The following is a 21,458-nucleotide window of genomic DNA, read 5'->3' as shown; positions in this document are numbered from 1 at the left end:
ACTCCAGGAATACGCCCACCATGCCGGAAGTTATCCCTGACGATTCCGTCGGTCTGGTTACTCCCCAGCAATTTCATTCCGATGTACCACTGACACTTCGTAGTGGTCGCGTGCTGCCAGAATACGACCTCGTTTATGAAACCTACGGCGAACTCAACGCCGAACGTTCCAACGCCATACTGCTGTGTCATGCCCTCAGCGGCGACCATCATGCTGCCGGTTATCATCATATGGATGATGCCAAACCCGGCTGGTGGGACAACGCCATCGGGCCGGGCAAACCGATCGATACCAGCCAGTTTTTTATTGTTTCACTGAACAATCTGGGTGGCTGCTCCGGTTCCACCGGCCCTGTCAGCCCAAACCCGGAAACCGGCAAGCCCTATGGCCCCGACTTCCCGATTGTTGCCGTGCGTGACTGGGTTGCCAGTCAGGCGCAACTGGCCGACCATCTGGGAATCCAGCAATGGGCTGCCGTTGTCGGTGGCAGCCTCGGCGGCATGCAGGTTATCCGCTGGTCGATTCAATTCCCGGAACGGTTACGTCACGCCGTAGTGATTGCCTCAGCCTCCAAACTGTCGGCACAGAACATTGCCTTTAACGAAGTCGCCCGTCAGGCCATAGCCAAAGACCCGGACTTCCACGACGGCAACTATCTGGAACACAACACCATTCCCAAAGTCGGCCTCACCCAGGCGCGGATGCTGGGCCATCTGACCTATCTGTCGGATGACGCCATGCGGCAGAAGTTTGGTCGCGAGCTACGGGAAGGCAAGCTGAACTACAGCTTCAGCCCAGAGTTTCAGGTCGAAAGTTACCTGCATTACCAGGGCGAGAAATTCAGCACCCGCTTTGATGCCAACACCTATATGTTGATGACCAAGGCTCTCGACTACTTCGACCCCGCCGGCGATTACGATAACGACCTGGTCAAATGCCTGAGTCAGGCGCACTGCCACTTCCTGGTCGTCTCCTTTACCAGCGACTGGCGTTTTGCCCCGGAGCGCTCCGAAGAAATCGTCAACGCCCTGATCGAAGCCGACAAGAACGTCAGCTACGCCTGCATTGATTCCGACGGTGGCCACGATGCCTTCCTGCTGCCCAGCGCCCGCTACCACCAGGTCCTCCGCGCCTATATGGGCCGCATTGCCAACGACGTGGAGAAACACTCATGAGTCAGACATCTTTGGCCAACCTGCGAGCCGATCTGTCCATTATCCAGCAGTGGGTGCAACCCAACAGTCAGGTACTGGATCTCGGTTGTGGCGAAGGCCAACTGTTACACTACCTGCAAGAGCACAAAAACGTGCGAGGTTATGGGCTGGAGATCAACCCGGACAATATCTCCGCCTGCATTGCCAATGGCATCAACGTGATCGAGCAGGACCTGAACGAAGGCTTGAGTAATTACAAAGACAACAGCATTGATACCGTCATCATGACCCAGGCGTTACAAGCGGTTGAACGGCCCGATGCCCTGCTCGACGAAATGCTGCGCATCGGTGATGAAGCCATTGTCACCTTCCCCAATTTTGGCCACTGGCGCACCCGGCTATACCTGGCGCTCAAGGGCCGGATGCCAATGTCGGAAACCTTGCCCCATGCCTGGTACAACACTCCCAATATTCACCTGTGTACCGTGGCCGACTTTGAAGCACTGTGTGCGGAAAAACACATTCGGATTCTCCGTAAAACCGTGCTGGATGATCACCACCAGGAACACTGGTCGATCAACTTCTGGCCTGCACTGTTAGGAGAAATTGCCATCTATCACCTGACCCGGAGACGCTGATGAAAGCACTACTAACCACCTGTCTGATGCTATTGAGCCTGACGGCCCTGGCCGATCGCGGTGAACAAAAAAAGGTATTTGGCGACTATGAAGTCCACTACATCGGCCTGACCAGCAGCTTCCTCAGTGAAGACGTGGCCAGCGCCTATGGCATAGAACGCTCGCGCAGCTTGGGATTCCTCAGTATTTCGGTACTGAACAACCCCGGCGATGACGTCCTGCCCAAGCCAGTGACAGCACAGATTCAAGGCACATTAAAAAACCTGATCGGCCAGGAAAACGAACTGCAGTTCAAGGAAATCAAGGAAACCAACGCCGTCTATTACATTGCGACGTTCCGCTTTGATGAAGAAGAAACCTATCGAATCCGGCTCGACGTTGCCCCCGATGGCATCAACAAGCACTTCGATGTCCGTTTCAGCCAACGTTTTTACGAAGAAGAATAATCCACCCGTGTCGCCAGCAGCACACCGGGTAACGCCAACGCGGCCCGGTATGCCCGGATACCTTGCGATGCGCCATAAGGCTCTGCTATGAAAATCGTTCTCGCCAGCGGCAACGCTGGCAAATTACGGGAATTTTCCCAGCTGTTCGACAGCCACTTTGCCGACCGCCACATCACTCTTATCCCCCAGAGTGACCTTGGTGTCAGCGACGCGGACGAAACCGGCCTCAGCTTTGTCGAAAACGCCATTCTCAAAGCCCGCCACGCCGCGACCATCACCGGCTTGCCCGCCTTGGCCGACGACTCCGGTCTCGAAGTAGATGCCCTGCAAGGGCAGCCAGGTATTTATTCCGCCCGGTTTGCCAGCATGAACCAGGCAGGTAGCGGCGATCACGACAACAATCACCTGCTATTACAACGCCTGGCCGACGTTCCGGCAGCACAGCGCACGGCACGATTCCAATGTGTACTGGTCTACATGCGCCATGGCGAAGATCCGACCCCCCAAGTCTTTCAAGGCCACTGGGAAGGCACCATATTAACCTCGCCATCCGGCAGCAACGGCTTTGGTTACGATCCCCTGTTTTATGTCGCGGCGGAGCAATGTGCCGCGGCGGATCTCGACAAGGCCCGTAAGAATGCCCTGTCACACCGGGGCCAGGCCATGCGGCAACTGCTGCAACGCTGGCAACCCTGACTATTATTGTTTTACCCCGTCACACTCTGTTGTTATGCGGTGAGGGGTTTTCTGCACACCATGTGGTGCATTGTTAATCGAGAAAAGGAGCACATCGTGGAAATACTTGAGCAGTTACAGCAAAAGATCACCCAGACCATTCAAACCCTGGAAAACCTGCAACTGGAAAACCTGCAACTGCAGGAAGACCTGGAACAAACCCAGCAAGCTCTGGCCGCTGCCGAGCAAAAAAATACCGAATTGATGCAACAGAACGATGAACTGGACAAGGAGCAAACCCGCCTTTCCCACCAGCAACACCAAATGGAAGCCCAGGTTCAGGCCTTGCTGCAGACTCTTGATGTCGCGGTTGCAGAACTGCTGCCCGCCAAAGAAAACGAGGCAGTAGACGACGAAAACGCCAGTGAATACTCCGATGGCGAACACGCAGGCGAAGGTGAAGGTGAACACGAAGGTGGCCATGAACAGGGTCATGACGGTGAGCACCACGAGCACCATGAAGGTGAACATCACGGTGAGCATCATGAAGGTGAACACCACGGCGAGCACCACGACAACAACTGGAACTGAGCATGCGCCAGCTGCCGCCACTCAGTCTGTACATCCATGTGCCCTGGTGCATTCGCAAATGTCCGTACTGCGACTTCAACTCGCACACAGCCAGCACCGAATTACCGGAAACAGACTATGTGGCAGCGCTGTTAAATGACCTCGACAGCGAGCTGGAACACCGCCATGGGCGTGTCATCCAGACCATTTTTATTGGTGGAGGCACCCCCAGCCTGTTATCGGCGCAGGCTTACGCCAGCTTGTTCAACGGCTTGCGCCAACGGCTAACGTTTGCCGACGATATCGAAATCACGCTGGAAGCCAACCCTGGCACCTTCGAAGCCGACCGTTTTGCCGCCTACCGTGCACTCGGCATCAACCGCCTGTCGATGGGCATCCAGAGCTTTAACGACCTGCACTTGCAGAAACTCGGCCGCATCCACGACAGCGACCAGGCCAAAGCCGCCATCACGGCTGCCCGGACTGCCGGGTTCGACAACCTCAACCTCGACCTGATGCATGGCCTTCCCGGACAGTCGTTAGTCGACGCCATGGACGACCTCAACACCGCCCTGAGCTTTGACCCGCCACATCTCTCCTGGTATCAGCTCACCATCGAACCCAACACCGAATTTTACAAACGCCCGCCAGTGCTGCCCGAAGACGATACCCTCTGGGATATTCAGGACGCCGGCCAACAACGCCTGGCCGACGCCGGATTTGCCCACTATGAAATTTCCGCCTTTGCCCAACCCGGAAAACAAGCGCGGCATAACCTCAACTACTGGCAGTTTGGCGACTACCTCGGCATTGGTGCCGGTGCGCACGGCAAAGTCAGCTGGCTCGACAGCCGAGGCCAGATCCACAGCGCCCGGCGCTGGAAAACCCGCCAGCCCAGTGATTACCTCAACCCCGACAAGCCATTCCTTGCCGGTAGCCAGCCAATTGCCGCCCACGACATGGGGCTGGAATGCCTGATGAATGCCCTGCGACTGCGCCAGGGCATCAGCGTCGCATGCTTTGAGCAACGTACCGGCCAAACACTGGCCAGCGTTGCCGACCCCATCGCCAAAGCCAAAGCCATGGGGCTGCTGGAAGTAGGACAAGACATCCGGGCCACCGAACGCGGCCAACAGTACCTGAATGAATTACTGGGGTTATTTCTCTAGGGCCGTCCGTGGCGCGTGTCCTGTTCATACGGACAACCGCAGAGAACATCCCCACGGTTATGGCCGTATTGCGTATCCGCGCTTTAACCCAACGGTGTGGCGTTGCAATAACCACGCTGGAAATAAATCAGGCCATCACCACTTTCCTGCTGGCGAATACCGACAATCTCACAGATCAGGATATCGTGACTGCCAGCGGCAACACGATTGCTGATGCGGCAGTCGAAGTTGACCAGCGCGCCGTCCAGCATTGGTGAGCCGGTAACGTCGGTGCTCCACTGCGCTGCCGCAAAACGTTCGGCCATGGGGGATTTGCCACCAAAGGTATTCGACAACGCCTGTTGATCGGCGCTCAGGGTATTCACACACAAGTAATCGCTGTCGCGAAATGCCGGGTAGACCGAGGCATTGCGGTTCAGGCATACCAGCAAGCTGGCGGGTTCATCCGAGACACTGCACACCGCGGTTGCGGTAAAACCCGCACGGCCATCCGGGCCTTCGGTGGTCACGACGTTAACGGCGGCAGCCAATATCGACATGGCGCTACGGAATACGTCGCGGCTAACAGTCTGCGGCGCGGTTTCTGGGGTTTTGACGGCCAACATAGCAGGCTCCTTCAGGAAAACAGACAGGCTTTGGAAAGGTCCAGACGCGGCAGACGGTCGTAGACCTTGCTGCTGTCGCCGTAGCCCAGGTTGATCAACAGGTTCGACTTCCACTGACCGTCACTGAAAAACTCCTGATCCAGGGCGGCGTTATCAAAGCCGGACATCGGCCCGGTATCCAGACCCAGGCTGCGGGCGGCAAACACCAGGTAGGCCGCTTGCATCGAGCTGTTACGGAAAGCGGTTTCGTAAATCAGTTCTGGCGTGCCGGTAAACCAGCTGCGGGCGTCACCATGGGGAAAGAGTGCTGGCAGCTCGTCGTAGAATTCGCTGTCGTAAGCAACAATGACGGTAACGGGCGCGGTCATGGTTTTGTCGAGGTTGCCGGATGACAGGCAAGGTTTCAGACGCTCCTTGCCTGCTGCGGTACGGACAAACACAAAACGTGCCGGGCTGCAGTTGGCAGAGGTCGGGCCCATTTTGACCAGGTCGTACAGCTGCTCCAGCAGGCTGTCTGGCACAGGCTGGTCCTGCCAGCCGTTGTGGCTGCGGGCTTCGGTAAACAATTGCGCCAGAGCGCCAGGATCAAGTGGTTCGTTCATAAAGCCCTCGCTCAGGCCGCTGGAGTAGTAGGTGCAACACTGTGAATAAAATCGGCCAGCGTTGTATTAATGGTCTCGGCGCAGGTGATGCTGGAAGCATGGCCGCCGTAATCAAAGACTTTCAGAGTGGCGTTGGGCAGTACCCGTTGCAGCTCCTGGGAGCAGGTCCAGGGCACCAGCGAATCATCACTGTTGGCGAGCAGTAAAGTGGGCTGTTCAACCTTGGCCAATGCTTCTCCCGGGTTAAACGTCAGCAGCGCCTGAATGCGTCGTAGCAGGTTCTCGACCGGAGGAAACCCTGCCAGCTGTTTGCATTCTTCCACTTCCAGATGCTCGATATGTTCGGCAATCCAGGTCGGCGGATAAAGAAACAGCGCCTGGGCTTCGATATAGGCAGCCGCACCGGCACCCGCCAACAGCTGCTTGCGTACCGAGAAGCAGCGAGCGGTGTGAGGACTGGCCTTGGCCCAGGCGTTCATCAGCGTCAGGCTTTTGAGTCCGGGGGCTTTTTGCAGTGCCAGTTCCAGACCAACCAAACCGCCCAGCGCATGCCCCACCAGATGGTAGTCGCCAATGTGATACTCGGCTAACAGGCGTTGCAGCTCATTGGCCATATCGCCAATTGCGTAACCTTCAGGCAATTCGGCCGGGCTATGCCCGGTGCCGAGTTGATCATAGAGGACAATGCGGAAGTCTTTGCCCAGGCTGCTCAGCTGCGGTGCCCAAAAATGGGCAGCGCCACCTAGCCCCGAGCTGAAAACCAGCGTCGGGGCATCGGCGTCTTGCCGGCCATGAATTTCAATATGCATGACATTGCTCATCGGTTAGCCAACATGCGCGATGCTGGCGATTTCGATCAGGGCATCCGGTTTTACCAGACCACACTGGATGCAGTAACGCGCCGGTTTTTCACCCGGAAAGTACGATGCGTAGACTTCGTTAACCGCCGGGTAGTCACTCCAGTCACGGATCATGATCATATTGAAGGTGACGTCATCCATGGTGCCCCCCGCTTCTTCCACCACACCCTTGATGGTTTCCAGCACGTGACGGGTTTGCGCAGTGGCATCCCCGACGTGTACGACGTTGTTGTCTTTATCAAACGGCAAGGTGCCGGATACGTACAACACGCCATCGGCCATGGAGCCAGGAACGTACGGTGCTAACGGTTTGCCGGTACCGGCAGGAAGGACTGTTTGCTTGCTCATGCGGTTGCTCCTTGGGTTGGGGTAGAGGCGGCCAGGGTGGTGCAGAAGTCATCGACAGTGCTGACCCAGCCAAAAAAGGTTTCAATGTTGTACAGGGCGGCTTGCTGGACGTAGTCCGGCCCGGCCTGATGGGTGGCATCGGCCAGTACAACGCCAAAGTATTCGAGGAAAAAGCCGTCGCGCAGGGTTGATTCCACACAGACATTGGTGGCGATCCCGGTAAACACCAGATTACGGATGCCGCGGCTGCGCAACATGCTGTCGAGAGCGGTATTAAAGAAGCCGCTGTAACGTGGTTTGGGTATCACCAGATCGCCGGGCAGAGGCTTGAGTTCATCCACCAGATCGTAATCCCAGGTGCCCTTGGCCAGCAACGTGCCCATCAGTTCCGGGTTCTTGCGGATCGCTTTCAGAGCGTTGGACTTGTGCCAGTTAGGCGAGCCAGGGCCGCCGGCTTCGGTGTATTCCGCATCCCAGCCGTTCTGGAAGAACACCACTTGCACACCCGCCGCACGAGCGGCCTTGATGGCTTTGGTGATGGATTCAATCACCGGCCCGGTGGTCGACACATCAAAACCGGCCAGGTCGAGATAACCGCCCTTGGTGGAATAGGCGTTCTGCATATCGACCACAATCAGCGCCGTTTCTTTGACATTGATTGCCAACGATTCCGGGCTGGCGAGCAGCACCATGCTGACATCACCTTGCTGGTCGGGGGCATAACCCACAACCGGATTATCAATACTGCTCATGACGCATTCTCCAACATATCCACAACGTGTTTGCGGCTTTTCATTAATGGCTGAATCTTCTGGCCAAAATCTTCGATGCCCTGAACAAAATCATCAAACGTCAGCATCACACCACTGGTGGCGGGGATTTCAGCAATTTCATCGAGCATGCCGGCGACGGTTGCAAACGAACCCACCAGCGTGCCCATGTTGATATTGACCGCAGACGTCGGGTCGGCCATCTGGCGAATATTGGTATCGCCTTTGGATTTGGTATCGGCGGCCCCTTGCTGACCAAGCCAGGCAACGGCTTCTTCGTCGACACCGTCTTTATAGGATTCCCAACGGGCGCGGGCTTCGTCGTCGGTATCCGCAGCAATCACCATAAACAGCGCCACGGAGGTCACATCCCGGCCACTGTCGGCGGTGGCTTTTTCCAGTCGCTCAACCGTTGGAGCAAAGGCTTTTGGCGTGTTGACCCCTTTACCAAAACAGAAGTTGTAGTCGGCGTATTTGGCGGTAAAGGCCATTCCCGCTTCACTCTGGCCAGCGCAGATAATTTTCATGTCGGCCTGGGGTTTGGGGCTGACGCGGCAGTCGTCCATCTGGAAGTACTCGCCTTTCATATCGCACGTGCCGGTTGTCCACAGGTCGCGCAATACCGTGGCGTATTCACTGAGGTAGTCGTAACGATTGGCGAAGAACTCATCACCAGGCCACAACCCCATTTGCGAGTACTCCGGCTTCTGCCAGCCAGTAACTAGGTTAACGCCAAAGCGGCCGTGGGAAATGGAATCAATCGTTGAGGCCATACGTGCCACAATGGCTGGCGGAATGGTCAGGGTTGCGGCGGTAGCAAACAGCTGGATCTTGTCGGTGACGGCAGCCAGACCGGCCATCAGCGTGAACGATTCCATGTTGTGTTCCCAGAATTCGGTCTCGCCACCGAAGCCGCGCAACTTGATCATCGACAGAGCAAATTCAAAGCCATAATGCTCGGCGCGCTGGACGATGGTCTTGTTCAGGTCAAACGTTGGCATGTACTGCGGAGCGTTCTTGGAGATCAGCCAACCGTTGTTGCCGATAGGTATGAAGATGCCTACATTCATTGCTCTGCCCTCAGGGTTTGGTAATAGATTTGCCTTGGCGCCTGTTATGTTGCTTTGCGGCTTGGCTGTAATAAGACCAAAGCATCAAGTGTGCCATTTTGATATTGTTGATATATATCAATTACTTAGTTATTTTTTGTGTTTTAGTTCAGACCAAATAGTCTGATTTAGAGCACTTGGTTTGTGCGCTCCGGTCCGAATTGGGGCACAAATCAAGCGCTTGAGCTGCAGGCAGCACAATGGGGTAGAATGCGGCAACCAAGGAACAAACGGTAAGCAGAGTGAACAAGCAGATACAGCGGACGGCAACGCCCGCAAAGAAGCCGAAAGCCCGTAGCCGGGTCCCGAGTGAAGCAACCTTGAGCAGGCGCAAACGCCTGATGGAAACCAAACGAGCCGCTATTATGGACGCTGCCCTGGATGTGTTTTCACGCTATGGCCTGCACGGTACCAGCCTCGATAAAGTGGCCAGCCAGGCCGATGTATCCAAAACCAACCTACTGTATTACTTCGCCTCCAAAGAAGACCTGTACCTGAATGTATTGCGTCAGTTGATGGATATCTGGTTGCGGCCCTTGCAGGAGTTCCACATCGAACAGGACCCGGTGGAAGCCATTGGCGCCTATCTTCAGGTCAAGCTGGAGCTGTCACGGGATCATCCGGCAGAGTCCCGCCTGTTTTGTCTGGAAATGATTCAAGGTGCCCCTCTATTGCTGAATGAGCTGAGCTCTTCCCTGCGGGACACCGTCGAATCCCGGGTCGCGGTGATTAATGCCTGGATAGAAGCGGGCAAACTGGCCCCGATAGAACCGCATCATCTGATTTTTTCCCTGTGGGCAACCACACAGCATTACGCCGACTTCCGCGTACAGGTAGAAGCCGTGGCGGGTCACACCCTGGATGATCCCGACTTTTTTGCGGAAACCCTCGCCAATCTCAAAATGCTGGTGCTGCAAGGGATCTGTCCACGCCCCTGAGACCAGCCAAGATCCCGCTGTCTCCTTTTATCCTTGCCCTGTCCAATCACGGTGCAGAGTCTGACCCAAAACCCGTATGGGTCAGACAGCATGCTGTCACTGCGCTCCTGCCTTGGCTGTTTTTCCTTATTGCTTAATAGATAACTTTTTATAAATCAATGACATGGATCAAAGTGGCAACTGTGTCTTGCTGGTTATTTTCATGGCCGTTTGTGCTGCCAATTCCAAGGCATCCATGCCCATAATACCGGTGTCACAATGCCTTTCTATTATTCCCACTGGCTGTTTTTTACCCATTAACCTTTATTTTTAAATGGTTATTTATCCCGATCTTCTGAACTCCTGCCAAAGTCACGATTATCTCGCCCTGTTTTCGGGCCTCCCGCACAAACCGAGTGCTCTAATTCAGACCATTTGATAAAAACTAAGTATCAAAAAAGACATAAATCATTGTTATCTAACATAAATTTCTTATTGGCATAGTTGCTGCTTTTGTTTCTTTGTTCGGAAACGGTGGGCGATTGGTATCGCCTGCGGATTCTTCAGATCAGGTAACTGATCAAATCAGTACCTGAATTTCAGTCGGAGGATGCAATCGTATGACGCTTCAATATGTTCCTATCATCGATCTTGGCCCTTATTTTGATGGCACGGCCGAAGGCAAGGCCAGCGTGGCCAAGGCCGTGAATCAGGCTTGCCGGGATATTGGTTTCCTGGTCATTACCCAACACCAGATCCCTGCAGAGCTGATCGAGCGGGTCAGCAAACTGACCAGCCGCTTCTTCGACCTGCCCATGGAAGAAAAACGCAAAGCCAACCGTCCCCGTCCCGACATGGTGCGCGGCTACAGCGCGGTAGCAGAAGAGAGCCTGTCGTACTCCATGGAAGAAGCCGCTCCGGGCGACCTGAAAGAATCCTTCTCCATCGGGCCATTGAATGTGCCGGATGAACCTTATTACTCCGAAGCCATGGCCGGGCCGCATTTTGCCCCCAATGTCTGGCCGACAACGCTGCCTGGATTTGAGGAAGCGTACGCGGAATATTTTGCTGCCATGGGCGACCTGGCCCGCAGCGTGATGCGTATTTTTGCCCTGTCACTGGAAATGCCAGAGACCTTTTTCGACGACAAGATCGACAAGCACATCAGCATGTTCCGCAGCCTGCGTTATCCGCATCTGAAAGAAGGCATCGAAGAAGGTCAGTTACGGGCCGGTGCTCACTCCGATTATGGCAGCCTCACCATCGTCAAACCCGACAGCGCCCAGGGTGGTCTGCAAGTTTGCAACCGCGAAGGCGAATGGGTCGATGTGCCTTATGTGGAAGACGGTTTTGTCGTCAACATTGGCGACCTGATGATGCAGTGGACCAACGACCAATGGATCTCAACCCTGCACCGGGTGGTGAATCCTCCGGAAGACGTCGACGGCGACCAGCAACGCCAGTCACTGGTGTTCTTCCACCAGCCGAACTACGACGTCATGGTGGAGTGCTTGCCCAGCTGTGTGCCAGAAGGCGAAGAACCTCGCTACGCCCCGGTTAGCTCCGGCGACCATCTGCAATCCAAATTCGTCCGCCAAACCACCTTTGGCGGCAACAAGGTAGCCTGATATGAGCACACTTTCTTACGTCAACGTATTCGCCAAAGACATCGTCGCCCTGAGTGGCTTTTATCAGCGCGTCTTCGACTTCCCGGAAGTGGAAGCCATCCGCTCGCCGATATTTCGCGGCATCGATGCCGGCAGCTGCTGCATCGGCTTCAATGCGCTGGATGCCTACGAACTGCTGCACCTGAGCGAGTACGCCGACACCTCCGGCTGCAAGTTTTTACTGAACATCGACGTCGACAGTCCCGAAGAGGTCGACCGTATGGTACCGATCGCCTGTGCTGCAGGCGCGACCATGATCAAGGCTCCCTATACCACGTACTACAACTGGTATCAGGCCGTTTTGCTTGACCCGGAAGGCAATGTCTTCCGTATCAACCACATGCTTTAAGCAGGGCTCTACCTACCGCACGACCTCCAACGACTCACCGCAAGAAGGATTGTGACAATGAAGAAACTGCTCACGGGCACATTATGTGCCCTGGCCGCATGCGCCATGACGACCTCCGTGTCAGCGGAAGATGCTGGTTTTACCCTGAAAGGCCCGGCGAAAATCGCCATGCTGTATATCAGCCCGCGTAACGATGGCGGCTGGACTCAGGCCTTCGACGAAGCACGCCAGCGTCTGGAAGACGATATCGACCAGAAAATCCAGTACGTGGAAAGCGTCCCGGAAACAGCCTCCGCGATCAAACCCACCGTTGAGCGTCTGATCCAGCGTGGCTCCAACATCATTATCGGTACCGCCTTTGGTTACTCCGATACCTTCAAGGAACTGGCCGACAAGTACCCGGATGTCGCATTCCTGAACGGTTCCGGTACCACCAATTCAGACAACCTTGAATCCTTCTACGGCCGTACCTACGAAAGCCAGTACCTGTGTGGCATGGCAGCCGGTGCCGCTTCACCGACCGGCAAGCTCGGATTTGTTGCCGCCAACCCGTTTGGCCAGGTTAACTGGACCGTTAACGCCTTCGCCATGGGTGCCCAGCAAATCAACCCGGACGCCACCGTCACCGTTATCTACACCGGAGCCTGGAACGACCCGGTCAAGGAACGCGCAGCGGCAACAGCGCTGATTGACCAGGGTGCTGATGTAATTGGCCAGCACGTGGACAGCCCGACCCCACAGATCGTCGCACAAGAACGTGGCGTCTATGGCACCGGTCACCACCGTGATATGAGCGAGTTTGCCCCGAAAGCGACCGTGTGTTCTTCGGTTTGGGTCTGGGATCGTTTCCTTGCCCCTGAACTGAAAAAAATCATGGCCGGTGGCTGGCAGCCAGCCGAACATGGCGCGCTGCTGTCGATGGAAGAAGGCGGTACCGACGTCTCCTGCTGTGGCAGCGACATTATCAGCAAAGAAGATGAAGCCAAAATCATGGCCGCTCGTGACGAACTGCTGAAAGGTGACAAGCTGATCTACGCAGGGCCAATCTCGGATCGTGATGGCAACATCAAGGCAGCCAAAGGCGAAAGTCTGTCTGATGGGGAACTGTGGTCCATGGACTGGTTCGTCAAGGGCGTGGTTACCCAGCAATGAGCAACAAGAACGCGATCCAACTCGATGCCGTCAGCAAATCCTTTGACGGCTTCAAGGCTCTTTCCGAGGCTTCCTTTACAGCTCGATGGGGCGAGGTCCATGCCTTGCTGGGCGAGAATGGCGCTGGCAAGTCATCACTGATGAACATTGCTGCCGGACTGTACGCACCAGAAACCGGATCGCTGTTCATTGATGACAACCTGGTGCGCCTCAAGGGGCCACTGGATGCATCCACCCAGGGTATCGGCATGGTGCATCAGCATTTCAAGCTGGTTAAACCCTTCAGCGTGGCGGAAAACATTCTGTTGGGCCTGCGTAATGACCAGGCCCTCAGTTTCCGCCAACGACTGCAGCAAACCGCCGAGGAGATCAAGACCACGGCGGCCAGGCTGGGGTTTACCATTGACCCGTTTGCGCGGGTCGATCAGCTGTCGGTCGCCGAACAGCAGCGCGTTGAGATTCTCAAAGTGCTGCTGGCCGGTGCCCGCATCCTGATTCTGGATGAACCAACCGCCGTACTCACCGATGCGGAAGCAGAAAACCTGCTGACTACGGTACAGAATTTTGCTCACCAGGAAGGCGCTGCGGTCATTCTGGTGACGCACAAGATGAACGACGTTATGCGCTACGCCGACGAAGTGACGGTCATGCGTACCGGTCGCACCGTCGCCAGCCTCAAGCCGCAATCGGTAACGGTTGGCGAGCTGGTCAAGCTGACCGTTGGCGACGCCCCGACCCCACCCCAGGTTCCCGCCAGCCGGGCAGCCGGTGAGGTCAAGCTGGAAGTCAGCGAGCTGTGCTCAACCAATCCCAATGCGCCGATACTGCGCGGCGTTAACCTGAGCCTGCACGCCGGAGAAATCTACGGCATTGCCGGGGTGGGCGGTAACGGTCAAAGCGAACTGGCCGGAGCCTTGATGGGCCTGCCAGAACCGGTCAGCGGCTCGATGCAGCTGGTTGGTGAAGGCGATTTGCGCGACCTCAGTGCCAGCCGACGGCGCGAACTGGGTATTGCCTGTATTCCCGCTGACCGTTATTCCGCCGCCCTGGCTGCACCGCTGTCGATTAGTGACAACTTCGCCATGGGCGAGATTCACAGCGGCCGGTACGGGCCGTTCTGGTTTCTGCGCCGCCGCCGGATCGAAGCCGATACCGCCGCCGCCGTCAGCGAATTTGATGTCCAGGGGGTGCGCTCACTGCAACAGAAAGCCGCACTGCTGTCGGGTGGCAACGCCCAGAAGCTGGTGATCGCTCGCGAGTTCAGCCGCCAGCCACAACTGGTGATTGTTCACAGCCCCAGCCGGGGGCTGGATGTGCGCGCCACTCTGGCCGTACACCAGCGCTTGCGCAGCGCCCGGGATGCCGGAGCAGCCGTGTTGCTGATCAGCGAAGACCTGGATGAAGTAATGGCGCTGGCAGATCGCATTGGCGTGATGTCAGCAGGACGTATTATCGGCGAGTTTGCCCAACCGGCAGACCGTCAGGCAATTGGGCAAGCCATGGTGAACCATGTTTGATGCAACGAATTTTCAACCCTTGCTGGCACGGCGTTATACGCTGGAAGTACGTCAGCAGATGGCCTGGTACTGGCAGGCGCTAGTGATTGCCCTGGCCTTGCTGGTCGGCCTGCTGATTTCAGCAGCGATTCTGGTGGTGGCCGGAGTGCCTGCGGGCGAACTGCTCAATGAGTTTGTTATTCTGACGCTGTTTGATGCACAAAGCCTGCGGGCCGTGCTGTTTCAGGCCGCGCCGCTGATTATGGTCGGCCTGGCTGGCTGCGTTGCGTTCCGGGCGCGGTTCTGGAACCTCGGCCTGGAAGGGCAGATGATCTGGGGAGCTATCGGCGCGACTGCGATTTCGCTGTTCGAGATCGGGCCACCGTCGATGCGCTTGCCCTTGATGCTGCTCAGTGCCGTGGTCTGTGGCCTGATCTGGGCGCTGGCGCCGGTATTACTGAAGCTGCACCTCAAGGTGAACGAAATCATTTCGACCCTGATGCTCAACTACATCGCGCTGAATTTCTTGCTGCATCTGGTATACGGCGACTGGAAAGACCCCCGTGACAATTTCCCCTACTCCCCTCAGTACCGGGTATTCGAACGCCTGCCCGATGTCTTTGACGGACTCAGCCTGGCGATTGTGCTGGCCACCCTGGTTGCCTTTCTGGTGCTCTGGTTTACCAACGTCTCCCGGGCTGGGCTGTACCTACGTTTTGTCGACAACAGTCCTGGTGTGGCCCGTGCCGTGGGGGTGCCGGTTAATCGGGTAATCCTTGGTACCGTACTGTTATCCGGGGCGCTGGCCGGGCTGGCCGGTTTTATGATTACTGCCGGACAGGAAGGCCGCCTGACCCATTCGTTCTACGTTGGCTATGGCTTCTCGGGAATCCTGATTGCCTTTCTGGCCCGTAACCAACCGATCGCCGCCACCGTAGTGGCGCTGTTGGTCGCGACACTGTTTGTCGCAGGTCGCAGTTTGCAGGTGTTCTACCAGATTCCGTTCTCCATGGTGCAGCTGATCCAGGCCATTCTGGTGATTTGTGTTGCCTCATCCGAGTTCTTTATTCGTCACCGTATTCGCCGTATTCAAGGAGGGCAGAGCTGATGAGCCTGATCGCAAGCTGGATCGGTAATATCCCCGACTTTGCCGTGCCTTTTGCATTGGCAGCCTTGGGGCTGATCATTATTGAACGCTCCGGAGTTCTGGCCCTGGGGGCTGAAGGTTTGATGCTGGTCGGTGCCATGTCCGGTATCGGTGCTTCCCTGATGACTGACGGCTCCACCGTTGCCGCCTTGATCATGGCGATGATCGCCGCCGCCGTGGTATCGCAGCTATTCGCTCTGATGGTGCTGATCATGCGTATTAACCAGGTGATTGCCGGGCTGGCACTGGTGTTCTTCTGCCAGGGTCTGACCGGGCTGTGCGGCACCTTGATGAACTGGACCAGCCGACCTGTGTCCGGCCTCTCAGATCTGTCGTTATGGCCGCTGTCGGAACTGCCTGTTCTCGGCAAACTGTTTATTCAGGACCCGGTGGTCTATCTGACGCCTATTATCTTCCTGTTGGTGGTGCTGGTACTGAACCGCACTGTACTCGGTTTACGCTTGCGTGCCGTGGGTGAAAACCCCCAGGCCGCCGACGCCGCCGGGATTCCGGTATTGGCTTACCGCTGTGCTGCAATTGCCGCCGGATCAGCCCTGATTGGTCTGGCCGGTGCCTATATTTCGGTATTAAGCACCAAGATGTGGCTGGCGGATATGGTCGGTGGACGCGGCTGGATTGCCGTCGCACTGGTGATTTTTGCCCGTTGGTCTCCCTGGAAAGCCCTCGCCGGTGCGGTGCTGTTTGGCTGTATCGAAGCGCTGATTCCACAGATGGCCGCCTCCGGCATTCGCCTGCCACAGTATTTTGTCTTTATGACGCCCTATGCTGTCACCCTTGGCGTAATGATCTGGGTGGCCGTTGCCAGCCGTGATAACAGCAGCCAGCCCGGTGCGCTGGGCGAACCCTTTATTCGTGAAGAGCGCCGCTGAAGCGGCGTGCTCACCCTATTACAGACACACTACAGACAACAGGATATTTGCATGAAAGGTGTAGCTTTGATTACTGGAGCCACTTCCGGTTTCGGTGCCGCCAGTGCCCGCCATTTGGCCGCACAAGGTTGGCCACTGATTATTTGTGGTCGTCGTCAGGAACGCCTCGACGCCCTCGCCGACGAACTGTCTTCGACTACGCCCGTATTGGCTTTGAAAATGGACGTACGGGATGCCGACGCCGTCAAGCACGCTATTGATGAATTACCCGACGCTTTTGCCGGTATTCAATTACTGGTCAACAACGCCGGTCTGGCCTTGGCCCCCGGCCCGGCGCAGCAATCCGACCTGGCCGACTGGCACACCATGATCGACACCAATATCACCGGCCTGGTCAACGTCACCCACGCGGTACTGCCACGACTGATCGAATGGGGTGTTGGAGCCAGTGTTATCAATATCGGCTCCACCGCAGCGGGCAATCCTTACCCGGGCAGCCACGTTTACGGTGCCAGCAAGGCCTTTGTGCAACAGTTTTCTTTTAACCTGCGCTGCGACCTGCAAGGCACCGGAGTACGCGTTACCGACCTGTCACCCGGTATCGCCGAAACCGAATTCAGCCTGGTACGTAACGCCGGAGATGCCGATGCCGCCGATGCCGTATATCAGGACACCGTGCCATTAACCGCCAATGATGTTGCCGAACAGGTCGCCTATATCGCCGCCCTGCCGGTACATATGAACATCAACCGCATGGAAATCGTCCCCGTCCGCCAGGCCTGGGGCCCTTACGCCATTCACCGCGACCCCGCCGAATAGATATTTGCGAACAGGAACTTGCGGCCCCGGTGATCATCCCTGCGGTGATCGCCATACGGGGCGCAAACCGATAGATTCCGCAAATCACCTGCCTTCCTGAAGGGCACTGCACTAACCGCATTGCCCTTTTTTGGTGTGTCATCCGCGGCCAATAACACATGCAATATCGCTCAGAAAGCGATCCTGCCGTTATTATGGGCACCGTGGCAAAAAATAAAGCATTGGCCTGTTTCATGCTTGTAATATTGGCAAGGGTAATGCGATAACCCGTCGCCAGAACACCCGAACAAGTCCAGCAAGGCAATCAATCGCCCGAGCGCTGGCAACAAACAGGTTTTAGAGCTGGTTGAAACGGATTTCGGCCCCCTATTCAACACAACTGCGTCACGATGTCAGGCGATTGGCATGAACATCACGCGGTTGTGGCAAGCCACTGGAACTGCATTGGTTCCAGCTTCAGGTCATCGCGCCACGAATATTCCCGCCCAGGCCACTTTGGCCATGGGCTGCACTCATTACTGACACACAATATAAACAATAAAAATCAGGGTATTCGATATAAAACCGGATTGGGCAGCGCCATAACCGGGCCTGATATATCTGATACTAAAGACTGGCAAAACCTGTCGAATATAAGGAAAAAAAACACCCACCACATCAGTCAAAAGAATGGTTACGCAATATTCTCCGGCTGCTTCACAACCTTTCCATAAAGTTCAAAATCCGTCCGATTTTACGGGCAAGATGACTTATCCATTACTCTGAAAACACCCATTCATCACCCGACCCCAATGCTTATGGACTGTCATGATTCCGCTCTCACCCCGGCTCTCATTACATCAACAGAGCCCTTCGCTGCGACTCGCCACGGCTTGAACACAGCCGCTGATATACACTTCCAGAATCTTGCAGTGCAAGATGCGTCGGAGCAGGCGCTGGTACAAGACTGGCTACCGATTTCAATTGATCAGGTCAGCAGCGGTCGCTATGCCGGGCGCTATCAGGAACTCAATCTGCCGGGCATCAAGATGGTGATCGAGCGCCAGAACTGCACCGTGCACAAACGTTTCACCATGGATAAGAAATATTGCACTCTTTCCTATGTCCGCGGCACCCTCGATACCGCCCGGGTCTCTGAATATCAGGCCAACCATAAGGCGCTGTTTCTGATCCCTGCCGGAACCGAGGCGGATGTGCATGTCGGTGGTGAAGCCGAAACGGTGTATTTTCGCTTCGATCAGGAGCATTTTCAGCAACAGGCGATGATTATTGACCCTGAGCGCCGGGAAGGCCCCGACACCCCTGAGCTGATGTGCCTTGAAACCCCGGGACAGGCTCAGCTGGATCAGCATATCAACCAGTTGCTGCACCACATAAGCCTCGGCCAGCCGTGCCTGACCCCTGCGGGTATAGAACGCTACCTCACCGACAACCTGATGATGATGTTGCAGTCGTCACGGCCGCAGCCGGATATCATGCACTCCAGCATCAGTAGCCGCCGTCGGGCTGTCCGGCTGGTGCATCATGTTTGTGCTTATCTGGAAGCGGTACCCAATGCCGACGCCAGCCCGGGTATTGTCGATCTGTGTCGCGAAACCAGTGTCAGTGAACGTACCCTGCAATACAGCTTCAAGACTCTGCTGGGAATGTCTCCCAATACCTACCTGCGCCTGTTTCGTCTTAACCGGGTACGCGCACTCTTGCTTCACCCTCCGTATCACACCATCACCGTCACGGAAGCAGCCATGCGCTGGCATTTTTTGCACCTTGGCCGCTTTGCCCGTGACTACACCGCCCTGTTTGGTGAATCACCTTCCAGCACCCTGCGCCGGGCCATTGCCTGACTCTGCTCTGGCTGTAACCACTCCGTCCACCAATGGCAGCAGACCCAATCCAGGCCTGAATCCAGACCGGAACCCAATCCAGACCTGAATCCAGACCTGAACCCAAACCAGAAGACCGGAACCCAAACCCAAAAACGTGATGCCTGCTGTCAAACGCAGACATGCCAGCAGATATCTCGCAGATAACGCCGAAAATATTCACAACCGGACAGAACCCTGACCAGCACAAATAAAAGACAAAACGGCTACCATATTCCTTAATACCGCTTCAAATATCTCAGACCAATAAATCCAATATGACAAATCTGACCATTTACTTGCATTTATGGCGACTTATAAAAAACAAACAGCACAGAAAAATTCAATTTCAGAACTATATTAAACCTTGATGTCAAATTGATATATTTATAATTATATTTGCAATAAATATGTCGTTTATTTGTAAGAACCCGTCACTACCATGCGTCGATTTCTCACACCCTAGGAATCAGAACATGTTCAAGAAAAGGATAATTTCATTAACTGTATTCGGTTTGCTGACTGCATGTGCCGGAGATGACGGCGACAATGGAAACGAAGGTTTCAACAGCCTGGTAAACCATGAGCTGGTTGCATTTGGCGATAATGAGTGTGTATTTGGTGGTGTAAAAATCGAATCCGGTTTGGATGCCGATGCCGATGGCACCCTGTCAGAGAGCGAAGTGGCTCAGACAACGTATGATTGCGACGCAAATACCGTTGGTGTCAATGGCTCGACATTACCCTACACCGTATTACGTAGCGACATTGAAGACGGTGCAAAACCGGGCGCTCTGTTCGAGATTCGTAATGGCGGCTACGGCTCCGACATGGTTAAGCACCCAACCAATGCCAGCCAGTTTTATGCCCTGACCGACCGTGGACCAAACGCTGTTTACACTGGCGACCAGGGTACCGGTAAAATATTCCCGGTAGAAGATTACACTCCACGCATCGGCTTATTTGAAATTCAGGACAATGGCGATGTAAAACTGATCCAGGAAACTCTATTAAAACGTCCAGACGGCACCTTAATCACCGGCTTGCCCAATAACTCCGCGCTAGGCGGTACCGGTGAAACACCTTACGCCGTATTGGACGATGGCACTGTCGAAGTGCTTCGTGAAGATATGAGCCAGCCTTACGATGAAACGACCAATCCTATCCTGCTGGATGATTATGGACTGGATGGCGAAGGCATGGTCGCGCTTTCTGATGGTACCTTCTGGGTAAGCGACGAATATGGCCCACACATGGTTCACTTCGACGCTGACGGTAATGAAATCGATCGTATTAATGCCTTTGCCGATGATGACCGCGTATCGATCAATCTGCCTGCAGAATTTTCCAATCGCCGAGCCAATCGCGGCATGGAAGGTTTAGCCGTAACACCAGATGAAAAAACACTGGTCGGCATCATGCAATCCACCATGTATAACCCAAGCAGCTCAGTAAAAGACCTGGATATCGTGCGTATTGTTACAGTCAATACAGAAACAGGCAGCGTGGCGCAGTACCTGTACCGCCAGGAGAAAACACAAAACTCCCAGTCGGGTATTGTTGCTCTCAGCGCCACTGAATTTGTTGTGATCGAACGTGATGGTGCTTTCTTCGCCTCCGATGCCAGCGCCATGAAATACCTGTATAAAATTGATATCAGTAACGCTACCGACCTGGAAAGCATTACCGATTCAGGATCATGGGTTCAGGATGCCGAGCTTGGGTTAACCAAAGACGGACAAACTCTGGAAGAAGTTGTACTGAATGAAGGCTGGACAGGTTTAAATACCATTACACCGGTTACCAAAACCTTCCTGGTTGATTTGGTGGCAGAAGTTCAATACCCACACGACAAGCTTGAAGGCATGTGGCTGATTAACGATTCAACCATTGCTGTTATCAATGATGATGACTTTGCAACCTGGTCAACCAGCGGCGTGCTGGAACAAAAATATCTGGACGCAGGGCAAACCGAGATTGATGCCAACACCGTCTATATTATTGAAGACCTGGATCTTTAATATAATCGGTTGAGTGTTTTAAAAAACCCATATTTGCGCTGCAGATATGGGTTTTTTATTCATACAGAAAGTTTTATATAGGAATTTTTCCGAAAATATAAATACAATCAGTAAATAGCTTATTGACAAGAATATTGGATTTGATATCGAATTCTATATTTGATAACATATACACCATTACTTGACACTGTG

General features: G+C 55.0%; 22 protein-coding genes. 16 read left to right on the top strand and 6 right to left on the bottom strand.

Annotated features, from left to right (window positions below; genetic code table 11):
• Window positions 1-20 precede the first annotated feature (20 nt).
• From Q8W24_RS07875 to hemW, 6 genes are all read left to right on the top strand, one after another.
• A complete protein-coding gene (locus Q8W24_RS07875) occupies window positions 21-1,175 on the top strand; it encodes a homoserine O-acetyltransferase (protein ID WP_303434691.1) in 1,155 nt (384 codons plus the stop codon).
• 20 nt (window positions 1,176-1,195) lie between these two features.
• Window positions 1,196-1,792: a methionine biosynthesis protein MetW gene (metW, locus tag Q8W24_RS07870; RefSeq protein WP_303434714.1), complete on the top strand. Its 597-nt coding sequence runs from the start codon at window positions 1,196-1,198 to the stop codon at window positions 1,790-1,792.
• Entirely contained in the window at window positions 1,792-2,238 is a 447-nt protein-coding gene (locus Q8W24_RS07865; RefSeq protein WP_303434692.1) for a DUF4426 domain-containing protein, read from the top strand. The genes metW and Q8W24_RS07865 overlap by 1 nt, the downstream gene beginning before the upstream one ends.
• Window positions 2,239-2,325: 87 nt before the next feature.
• Window positions 2,326-2,934, top strand: coding sequence for an RdgB/HAM1 family non-canonical purine NTP pyrophosphatase (gene rdgB, locus Q8W24_RS07860; protein WP_305474966.1), 609 nt, complete (start codon window positions 2,326-2,328; stop codon window positions 2,932-2,934).
• A 96-nt stretch (window positions 2,935-3,030) separates the two neighbouring features.
• Window positions 3,031-3,504 (top strand): hypothetical protein, encoded by a 474-nt coding sequence (locus Q8W24_RS07855; protein WP_305474965.1) that lies wholly within the window; start codon window positions 3,031-3,033, stop codon window positions 3,502-3,504.
• A gap of 2 nt (window positions 3,505-3,506) precedes the next feature.
• A complete protein-coding gene (hemW, locus tag Q8W24_RS07850) occupies window positions 3,507-4,652 on the top strand; it encodes a radical SAM family heme chaperone HemW (RefSeq protein ID WP_305474964.1) in 1,146 nt (381 codons plus the stop codon).
• 83 nt (window positions 4,653-4,735) lie between these two features.
• Here the strand turns inward: hemW and Q8W24_RS07845 are convergent, their stop codons facing one another.
• From Q8W24_RS07845 to rutA, 6 genes are read right to left on the bottom strand one after another with little or no spacing between them, the layout of a single operon-like run.
• The gene (locus tag Q8W24_RS07845; protein ID WP_303434696.1) at window positions 4,736-5,257 is read right to left on the bottom strand and encodes a flavin reductase; all 522 of its coding nucleotides are present in this window, start codon (window positions 5,255-5,257) and stop codon (window positions 4,736-4,738) included.
• A gap of 11 nt (window positions 5,258-5,268) precedes the next feature.
• Window positions 5,269-5,859 (bottom strand): malonic semialdehyde reductase, encoded by a 591-nt coding sequence (locus tag Q8W24_RS07840; protein ID WP_305474962.1) that lies wholly within the window; start codon window positions 5,857-5,859, stop codon window positions 5,269-5,271.
• Between the two features lie 11 nt (window positions 5,860-5,870).
• Entirely contained in the window at window positions 5,871-6,668 is a 798-nt protein-coding gene (gene rutD, locus Q8W24_RS07835) for a pyrimidine utilization protein D (RefSeq protein ID WP_303434698.1), read from the bottom strand.
• A gap of 15 nt (window positions 6,669-6,683) precedes the next feature.
• Entirely contained in the window at window positions 6,684-7,067 is a 384-nt protein-coding gene (rutC, locus tag Q8W24_RS07830; RefSeq protein WP_303434699.1) for a pyrimidine utilization protein C, read from the bottom strand.
• Window positions 7,064-7,819, bottom strand: coding sequence for a pyrimidine utilization protein B (rutB, locus tag Q8W24_RS07825; protein WP_305474960.1), 756 nt, complete (start codon window positions 7,817-7,819; stop codon window positions 7,064-7,066). The genes rutC and rutB overlap by 4 nt, the downstream gene beginning before the upstream one ends.
• A complete protein-coding gene (rutA, locus tag Q8W24_RS07820; protein ID WP_303434701.1) occupies window positions 7,816-8,907 on the bottom strand; it encodes a pyrimidine utilization protein A in 1,092 nt (363 codons plus the stop codon). Before rutA ends, rutB begins: the two co-directional genes overlap by 4 nt.
• 281 nt (window positions 8,908-9,188) lie before the next feature.
• On the opposite strand from rutA, the gene rutR reads away from it, so the two are divergent.
• The 10 genes from rutR to Q8W24_RS07770 all read left to right on the top strand — a co-directional run bounded on the left by rutR (window position 9,189) and on the right by Q8W24_RS07770 (window position 21,266).
• A complete protein-coding gene (gene rutR / locus Q8W24_RS07815; protein WP_303434702.1) occupies window positions 9,189-9,884 on the top strand; it encodes an HTH-type transcriptional regulator RutR in 696 nt (231 codons plus the stop codon).
• 599 nt (window positions 9,885-10,483) lie between these two features.
• Window positions 10,484-11,491 carry an isopenicillin N synthase family oxygenase gene (locus Q8W24_RS07810; RefSeq protein ID WP_303434703.1) on the top strand — a complete coding sequence of 336 codons (1,008 nt, stop codon included), beginning with the start codon at window positions 10,484-10,486 and terminating at the stop codon, window positions 11,489-11,491.
• A gap of 1 nt (window position 11,492) precedes the next feature.
• Window positions 11,493-11,879, top strand: coding sequence for a VOC family protein (locus Q8W24_RS07805; protein WP_303434704.1), 387 nt, complete (start codon window positions 11,493-11,495; stop codon window positions 11,877-11,879).
• Window positions 11,880-11,936: 57 nt separating this feature from the next.
• Complete coding sequence (locus Q8W24_RS07800) at window positions 11,937-13,031, top strand: BMP family ABC transporter substrate-binding protein (RefSeq protein WP_303434705.1); 1,095 nt, start codon at window positions 11,937-11,939, stop codon at window positions 13,029-13,031.
• A complete protein-coding gene (locus Q8W24_RS07795) occupies window positions 13,028-14,548 on the top strand; it encodes an ABC transporter ATP-binding protein (RefSeq protein ID WP_303434706.1) in 1,521 nt (506 codons plus the stop codon). Before Q8W24_RS07800 ends, Q8W24_RS07795 begins: the two co-directional genes overlap by 4 nt.
• On the top strand, window positions 14,541-15,635 hold the full coding sequence (locus Q8W24_RS07790) for an ABC transporter permease (RefSeq protein ID WP_303434707.1): 1,095 nt from the start codon (window positions 14,541-14,543) through the stop codon (window positions 15,633-15,635). The genes Q8W24_RS07795 and Q8W24_RS07790 overlap by 8 nt, the downstream gene beginning before the upstream one ends.
• The gene (locus tag Q8W24_RS07785; RefSeq protein ID WP_305451788.1) at window positions 15,635-16,564 is read left to right on the top strand and encodes an ABC transporter permease; all 930 of its coding nucleotides are present in this window, start codon (window positions 15,635-15,637) and stop codon (window positions 16,562-16,564) included. The genes Q8W24_RS07790 and Q8W24_RS07785 overlap by 1 nt, the downstream gene beginning before the upstream one ends.
• Window positions 16,565-16,615: 51 nt before the next feature.
• Window positions 16,616-17,383 carry an SDR family NAD(P)-dependent oxidoreductase gene (locus Q8W24_RS07780; protein ID WP_303434709.1) on the top strand — a complete coding sequence of 256 codons (768 nt, stop codon included), beginning with the start codon at window positions 16,616-16,618 and terminating at the stop codon, window positions 17,381-17,383.
• A 911-nt stretch (window positions 17,384-18,294) separates the two neighbouring features.
• Entirely contained in the window at window positions 18,295-19,227 is a 933-nt protein-coding gene (locus Q8W24_RS07775; RefSeq protein ID WP_305474958.1) for a helix-turn-helix domain-containing protein, read from the top strand.
• A gap of 494 nt (window positions 19,228-19,721) precedes the next feature.
• On the top strand, window positions 19,722-21,266 hold the full coding sequence (locus tag Q8W24_RS07770; RefSeq protein WP_305474957.1) for an esterase-like activity of phytase family protein: 1,545 nt from the start codon (window positions 19,722-19,724) through the stop codon (window positions 21,264-21,266).
• Window positions 21,267-21,458: the final 192 nt, after the last annotated feature.

Origin of the sequence: Oceanobacter sp. 4_MG-2023, assembly GCF_030689165.1 — a bacterium.
Lineage (GTDB): Bacteria > Pseudomonadota > Gammaproteobacteria > Pseudomonadales > Oceanobacteraceae > Oceanobacter.
The sequence above is the reverse complement of the archived record's forward strand: the minus strand, read 5'-3'. Positions and strand labels throughout refer to the sequence as shown.

Coding starts and splice junctions, on each gene's coding strand:
- Q8W24_RS07795 (WP_303434706.1), top strand. CDS start 13,028: ATGAGCAACAAGAACGCGATCCAACTCGATGCCGTCAGCAAATCCTTT.
- Q8W24_RS07875 (WP_303434691.1), top strand. CDS start 21: ATGCCGGAAGTTATCCCTGACGATTCCGTCGGTCTGGTTACTCCCCAG.
- Q8W24_RS07845 (WP_303434696.1), bottom strand. CDS start 5,257: ATGTTGGCCGTCAAAACCCCAGAAACCGCGCCGCAGACTGTTAGCCGC.
- Q8W24_RS07840 (WP_305474962.1), bottom strand. CDS start 5,859: ATGAACGAACCACTTGATCCTGGCGCTCTGGCGCAATTGTTTACCGAA.
- Q8W24_RS07800 (WP_303434705.1), top strand. CDS start 11,937: ATGAAGAAACTGCTCACGGGCACATTATGTGCCCTGGCCGCATGCGCC.
- rutC (WP_303434699.1), bottom strand. CDS start 7,067: ATGAGCAAGCAAACAGTCCTTCCTGCCGGTACCGGCAAACCGTTAGCA.
- Q8W24_RS07785 (WP_305451788.1), top strand. CDS start 15,635: ATGAGCCTGATCGCAAGCTGGATCGGTAATATCCCCGACTTTGCCGTG.
- Q8W24_RS07810 (WP_303434703.1), top strand. CDS start 10,484: ATGACGCTTCAATATGTTCCTATCATCGATCTTGGCCCTTATTTTGAT.
- rdgB (WP_305474966.1), top strand. CDS start 2,326: ATGAAAATCGTTCTCGCCAGCGGCAACGCTGGCAAATTACGGGAATTT.
- Q8W24_RS07805 (WP_303434704.1), top strand. CDS start 11,493: ATGAGCACACTTTCTTACGTCAACGTATTCGCCAAAGACATCGTCGCC.
- Q8W24_RS07865 (WP_303434692.1), top strand. CDS start 1,792: ATGAAAGCACTACTAACCACCTGTCTGATGCTATTGAGCCTGACGGCC.
- Q8W24_RS07790 (WP_303434707.1), top strand. CDS start 14,541: ATGTTTGATGCAACGAATTTTCAACCCTTGCTGGCACGGCGTTATACG.
- Q8W24_RS07770 (WP_305474957.1), top strand. CDS start 19,722: ATGTTCAAGAAAAGGATAATTTCATTAACTGTATTCGGTTTGCTGACT.
- rutB (WP_305474960.1), bottom strand. CDS start 7,819: ATGAGCAGTATTGATAATCCGGTTGTGGGTTATGCCCCCGACCAGCAA.
- rutA (WP_303434701.1), bottom strand. CDS start 8,907: ATGAATGTAGGCATCTTCATACCTATCGGCAACAACGGTTGGCTGATC.
- rutD (WP_303434698.1), bottom strand. CDS start 6,668: ATGCATATTGAAATTCATGGCCGGCAAGACGCCGATGCCCCGACGCTG.
- hemW (WP_305474964.1), top strand. CDS start 3,507: ATGCGCCAGCTGCCGCCACTCAGTCTGTACATCCATGTGCCCTGGTGC.
- Q8W24_RS07780 (WP_303434709.1), top strand. CDS start 16,616: ATGAAAGGTGTAGCTTTGATTACTGGAGCCACTTCCGGTTTCGGTGCC.